The organism is Frankia sp. CcWB3 (assembly GCF_977927595.1).
In genome coordinates, this window is the sequence record NZ_CDWRCK010000118.1 from 1 (window position 1) to 5,417 (window position 5,417).

Sequence of the window (5,417 nt, forward strand, 5' to 3'; positions counted from 1 at the left end):
TCAAAGGGGTGACCGGGGCCGTGCCGGAGGCCGCCGCACCCGGCCGGGGCGAAGGAGAGGGCGAGAAGCTGGCGCCCGCCGCGGCGGAATCCGAGGAGGGCACCTCGGGCGGGCAGACCGAGCAGCGTGGGCAGGCGGAGCAGCGTGGGCAGGCGGAGCAGACCGAGCAGGGCGAGCGGTCGGAGCAACGGGCGGCCGGTGAGGGAGCGGCGCCCGAGGCTGTGGCGCAGTCCGGTGCGCAGCGCCGTTCTTCGCCCGGACGTTCGGCGGGGCCGCGCCGCGCCGCGCGTGGCCGGCAGAACGTCACCTCCGAGCGGTGACATCCGAGGGACGGTCCGATCGACGAGGAGCGGAGATGACGCAGACGACAGAGCGGCCGACGACGAAGCCACCGGCGCAGGGTTTTCTCGGTGCCCTGCGTGACAGCCCGGCGACCAAGAGCCTGCTCGACGAGACGAAGAACTTGGCGAAGGCGGGTGGGGCGCACCTGGTCGGCAGGACGGCGCAGCGGCTCACCTCGAGCACGGAGAAACTCCACGGGCTGGCCGAGAGGAACGGCAAGGAGGGTAAGCTCTCCCCGCTCGCCGAGGGCGTCCAGCGGCTGGTCAAGGGGGAACCGCCGACGAAGACGGCCTTCAGGACCGTGGCCTCGGCGATGCGCGAGAAGGCGAAGGGGGCGCTGAAGATCGGCCGCGGGAAGCGCGGCGGTAAGAGCGGGCCACTCAAAGCCACGAACATCGAGGAGACGGTGGACGTCGGTGTCCCGGTGTCCGTCGCCTACGACCAGTGGACGCAGTTCCCGGATTTCGCCCGTTTCATGAAGGGCGTGGAGGCGGTGGAAGCGAAGAGCGAGACCGAGCAGAACTGGCGGGTCAAGGTCTTCAAGTCCCGACGCAGCTGGAAGGCGACCGTCCAAGAGCAGATCCCGGACCGGCGGATCGCTTGGACGTCCGAGGGCGGAAAGGGCTCCACCAGGGGCGCCGTCACTTTTCATCCGCTCGCTGACGACCTCACCCGGATCCTGCTGGCCATAGAATACTATCCCAGCGGGTTCGTCGAGAGGACGGGGAATATCTGGCGTGCCGGCGGCCGGCGGGCCCGCCTCGATCTCAAGCATTTCCGCCGGTTCATCATGATGCAGGGCAAGGCAACCGGGTCGTGGCGAGGCGAGATGCGCGACGGCAAAGTGGTGGCACAGCCCGAGGAGTCGGGGGCCGGCCACGAGGGAGAGGGCGGCGACCGTTCCCAGCGGGCCGAGCAGGCCCAAGCCGAACGCGCCGAGCAGGCCGAGGCCGAGCGGGCCGAGGAAAAAGGGAGTGCCGAGCAGGAAAGGGGCGCCGAGCAGGCCGAGCAGGCCGAAACCGCGCGGCGGTGAGTATGGCGAGGGTGCGCGGGTTCCCGCGATTGTCCGGGCGCGGGTGACCCGAAACGGGGTAGCGTCGGCATCATGGCCGCGGGACGCCTGGTCGGGATCTACACCACGCCGATCCGGGGTACCCGGAGGCGGGCCTGTGAGGCTGTTCGAGTGATCGAGGGTCACGGCCTCGAAGGCGACCGCTACGCCATCGGCACCGGGACCTACTCTGCGCGCGGTGGCGCCGGTCGTGCCGTCACGCTGATCGAGCGTGAGGTCATCGCCGCCGTGGCCGCGGATGCCGGGGTGGCTCTGGCCGAGTGGGAGACCAGGCGAAACCTGGTGACGGAGGGCGTCGCGCTACTCGACCTCGTCGGGCGGACCTTCCGCATCGACGACGTTGTCCTGCTCGGTGCCCGGCCCTGCCCACCGTGCTCCTACCTCGAACAGCTCACCCGCCCCGGGGTCTGGAGCGCGCTACGCGACCGGGGTGGCCTGCGCGCCGACGTCGTGCGTGGCGGCACCGTCCGGATCGGCGCGACGATCATCATCCCGCACCGGGAGGCCGAGCCCGTCGACGCGGTCGCGCCGGATCACGCGGTTGTGTCGGGTGCGCCCGCCCCGACCGGTGGAGGATAGCGCCACGCATCCGGGTCAGTACCGTCAGGCGGGATCCCGGTGTAACCGGGCTGGTTCTTCAGTAGCCCGACGCGGGCGGCCACGCCGAGACTGTAGACCAGCGCCCGGACGCGGGCGTCGATCTCGTCGCGGATCGACCGGATCTCCTCGAGCGCGCACTCCGCCGGATCATCCAGTTTCCAGGTGAGGTAGCGCGTGTCGGGGTAGCTGGGAACGGCGTCGTCGCATCCCATGTTGATGACGACGATGGAGTCGCGGACCATCTCGTTGGTCAGTCGCTTCGGGGACTCCCGGGACAGGTCGATGCCTACCTCGGCCATGACGGTGACGACTCCCGGGTGGATGGCCGGGGCCGGGGCGGTGCCGGCGGATCGGGCGCGGAACAGGCCACGACCATGTCGGTCGAGCAGAGCGGCGCCTATCTGAGAACGGCCCGCATTGTGAACGCAGACGAACAGCACTTTGGGCGGACGAGCCACGAACGCTCCTGGTCGGCCGTGCTGGAACGGTGGGATAACGGGTTGCCGGGGGGCGTCGGAATGTATTTTCTTCGGATCTGGATGTCGGGTGTTTGTTTGAATGTTGATGTTCGCGGGCTTCCATTGTAGCGGGTGTTGGGTATGTCTTGGTGAGGCATCGTCGAACACGGTTTCGCCGGGTGTGGCATCGCGGACTGTGATTTCATGGGCCGGATGTTCGCGGACTGCGAGTCTTGCCGACGTGACCATCGCCGACCGCGAACGTCGCCGGTCATTGTCAACAACATTCTGATAACACTGATGTAGTCGTTCGAGTCAGCCGTGGGTTGCCAGTGGCATACTCCCACGGGTGTCACCGGGTGCTCCCCGCGGGGATGGGTACGGTGCTCCCCAAGGGGATGGGTACGGTGCTGGGCACACCGCGGCCGAGATCTACGCGGACTTCGTCCGCCGGGACGGTCCCGGTCGGAACTTCTCGGCCGTCATCACCGCCATCCGCGAGGGCGCCCTGGGTGCTCGCCACGACGGGGAAACCGCAGGAGGAAACCGCAGGACCGTACTCGGGGCTCGGGGCATCGGGCGAGGGTCAGCGCCGCATCAGCAACGAGCCGCCCAGGAGATACGACCCGACCATCTCGAAGTTCGTCGGCGCCAGGGTGATGTGCGCGACCACGGTGTGGATGTCGCGGAAGCAGCGGTCGAGCCGGCCGGCCGCGCCCAGGGCCCTGGTGCCGGCCAGGCCGTGCAGGGTGTCCACGGCCTTCAGGGTGTTTTCGCCGCCGGCGGCGGCGGCGAGCCGGATCAGGGCGCTGAGCTTCTCCCCGCCGATGAGGCGGGCACTCGCGTGGCCGGCCGCATCGTCGAGCAGCAGTTCGCCCGCCCTGACCAGGGCCGCAGCGCGGGCGATGCCGGCCTGAACGGTGTGGCTGGACGCCAGCGTCTCCGTCCCGCGGGCAGGAACCGCGCTGACCGCCAGCCCCGGGAAGGCGCTCAGCGCGTCCTGGGCGATGCCGAGCGCTGTTGACGCGGCCGTGAACGGGCCGAAGTCGTAGTACGCGATGGGGTAGCCGCGCGAGGGCCGGGCCGCGGGCAGCCGGCGCAGCAGCCCGCCGTCGACGGTGTGCTCCTCGGGGACGAAGAGGTCGTCGACAGTGAAGCTGACGCTCCCGGTGCCGCGCAGCCCTATCGTGAACCAGTCGTCGGTGAAACGGGCGGCATCCCGCGGAACGAACATCATCCGGGTTGTGGGCGGGGTCGGGGCCGACGAGTCCGCCATACCTCCCGCGGCTACCTTGCCGGCCGCGCTGGTTTCGGTGACGAGTGAGGCGCACACCAGCCAGTCGGCGTGGGTGGAGCCGCTGGCGAAGGACCACCGACCGCGTACCCGGTAACCGCCGGGGACGGCCTCGGCGTGGCCCGACGGGTTGATCCCACCGACGACGAGACCATCGCTCTCCCGGAACATCCGGCCGGCCGTCTGCTCCGGGAGGTAGTCCGACATTCGGCCGATAACGCCCTGGACCCCGATCTGCCAGGCGACGGAGGCGTCGATCCGGGCGAGCGCCTGGAGCACCGCGGAACCGGTCCGGACACTCACCCCGCCACCGCCGAAGGCCGGGGAGACCCACATCCGGTGGATGTTCTGCTCACGCAGGGCATCGATGACGTCGGGCGGCGTCATTCTCTCCTGTTCGGCCTGTTCACGGTGCTGGACCAGGACCGGGGCGACTTTCTCGACCCGGGCGAGCCAGTGCCTGGTCTCGTCGTCGGGGTGGGCGGGGCCTGGCCAGAACATGTCACGCATCCACTCTGATCAACCGCCTGATCTACTGACGGCAAAGCTCCGACTGAAACCGCATCTACGGATAGATCATAGCAATTTCTACGTAGATACGGATCGCGAAAGCGATAAGGGGCCGTGAGAGCGGCCCAGATGACCAGGGTTTCCCCGGCTCCCCGGCTCCCCGGCTCCCCGGCTCTGCGGATCTGCGCGTGACTTCATCCGAGCGGTCGGCGCCCGGGTTCCTCGCGAGGGTTACCCGGAAGAGGTGGTCTGGGCGGGACGCGGTGCGGCAGGCGGTGCGGCAGGCGGTGCGGGACGCCACGCACAGTTCACTTTTTCGCTTCCGGAACGGGGGCCGACGGCTGCCCGGAACCTGCACTGTGATGGTCGACGTCGGGGGACTGCAGCCATACGGACAGTGACAGGAGGGCTGGGCGAGATGGCAGAGGAACGCGTGCCGAACCGACGGGACGTGCTGGCCCGAGCGACGGTGGCGTCACTGGCGGCCGCCGCCGGCACCGCCGTAGGGGTTCCGGCGGCGCGGGTCGCGGACCGGGCCCCGGGCCAGGTGCGGGGTGGCCGGCCCACGTTCACCTCCGGCGTGCAGTCCGGCGATGTCACCGCGGACAGCGCGGTGGTGTGGGCACGGGCCGATCGGCCGGCGGCGCTCGCGGTCGACGTGGCAGCCACCGAGAGGTTCACCGCCGCCCGGCGGGTCGGCGTCGTCCGGGTGGGCGCGGCGACCGACTTCACCACCCGGACTTCGCGATCTGCTCTGGGGACACCGTGTACGCGGACGGGCCGCTCCTCCAGACGGTTCCGCTCGCGGACGGCTCGGTGTGGCGCAACCTCGTCGTCCCGGAGAAGTCCAAGGTCGCCGAGACCCTCGCGGAGTACCGCGGCAACTACCGGTACAACCTGCTCGACGCAAACCTGCTCGCGTTCAACCGCGAGGTGCCGTGGGTGTTCCAGTGGGACGACCACGAGACGCTCAACAACTGGTATCCCGGTGAGATGCTTGACGATTCCCGGTACAGCGAGAAACGGGTGGACGTCCTCGCGGCGCGCTCGCGGCAGGCGTTCCTGGAGTACACCCCGTTCATTCCCGGTCGGGCCGGCCCGGGCGGGAGGATCTACCGCAGGATCTCCTATGGAGTCGAAA

6 protein-coding genes and 2 pseudogenes are annotated in these 5,417 nt (G+C 69.6%); 6 read left to right on the forward strand and 2 right to left on the reverse strand.

What is annotated here, in order from left to right:
• From ACY5KJ_RS10940 to ACY5KJ_RS10950, 3 genes are all read left to right on the forward strand, one after another.
• Positions 1-320: hypothetical protein (locus tag ACY5KJ_RS10940; RefSeq protein WP_462203295.1), on the forward strand; the 320-nt coding region annotated here is incomplete at its 5' end.
• Between the two features lie 35 nt (positions 321-355).
• On the forward strand, positions 356-1,375 hold the full coding sequence (locus tag ACY5KJ_RS10945; RefSeq protein ID WP_462203296.1) for an SRPBCC family protein: 1,020 nt from the start codon (positions 356-358) through the stop codon (positions 1,373-1,375).
• A 72-nt stretch (positions 1,376-1,447) separates the two neighbouring features.
• Positions 1,448-1,993 carry an MOSC domain-containing protein gene (locus ACY5KJ_RS10950; protein ID WP_462203297.1) on the forward strand — a complete coding sequence of 182 codons (546 nt, stop codon included), beginning with the start codon at positions 1,448-1,450 and terminating at the stop codon, positions 1,991-1,993.
• Here the strand turns inward: ACY5KJ_RS10950 and ACY5KJ_RS10955 are convergent.
• A complete protein-coding gene (locus tag ACY5KJ_RS10955) occupies positions 1,948-2,472 on the reverse strand; it encodes an arsenate reductase ArsC (protein WP_462203298.1) in 525 nt (174 codons plus the stop codon). The two genes, ACY5KJ_RS10950 and ACY5KJ_RS10955, sit on opposite strands and share 46 nt — an antisense overlap.
• A 412-nt stretch (positions 2,473-2,884) precedes the next feature.
• On the opposite strand from ACY5KJ_RS10955, the pseudogene ACY5KJ_RS10960 reads away from it, so the two are divergent.
• Positions 2,885-2,983, forward strand: a pseudogene (locus ACY5KJ_RS10960) (3-hydroxyisobutyrate dehydrogenase); the annotation flags it as partial.
• 75 nt (positions 2,984-3,058) lie between these two features.
• Here ACY5KJ_RS10960 and ACY5KJ_RS10965 read toward each other — a convergent pair.
• Positions 3,059-4,267 (reverse strand): acyl-CoA dehydrogenase family protein, encoded by a 1,209-nt coding sequence (locus tag ACY5KJ_RS10965; RefSeq protein WP_462203304.1) that lies wholly within the window; start codon positions 4,265-4,267, stop codon positions 3,059-3,061.
• 427 nt (positions 4,268-4,694) lie between these two features.
• Here ACY5KJ_RS10965 and ACY5KJ_RS10970 point away from each other — a divergent pair.
• Together ACY5KJ_RS10970 and ACY5KJ_RS10975 are read left to right on the forward strand one after the other, a co-directional pair.
• Positions 4,695-4,964 (forward strand): annotated as a pseudogene (locus tag ACY5KJ_RS10970) (PhoD-like phosphatase N-terminal domain-containing protein); the annotation flags it as partial.
• A 77-nt stretch (positions 4,965-5,041) separates the two neighbouring features.
• Positions 5,042-5,417 (forward strand): alkaline phosphatase D family protein (locus tag ACY5KJ_RS10975; protein WP_462203299.1); only part of this gene is annotated, 376 nt, incomplete at its 3' end.

Coding starts and splice junctions, on each gene's coding strand:
- ACY5KJ_RS10945 (WP_462203296.1), top strand. CDS start 356: ATGACGCAGACGACAGAGCGGCCGACGACGAAGCCACCGGCGCAGGGT.
- ACY5KJ_RS10950 (WP_462203297.1), top strand. CDS start 1,448: ATGGCCGCGGGACGCCTGGTCGGGATCTACACCACGCCGATCCGGGGT.
- ACY5KJ_RS10965 (WP_462203304.1), bottom strand. CDS start 4,267: ATGTTCTGGCCAGGCCCCGCCCACCCCGACGACGAGACCAGGCACTGG.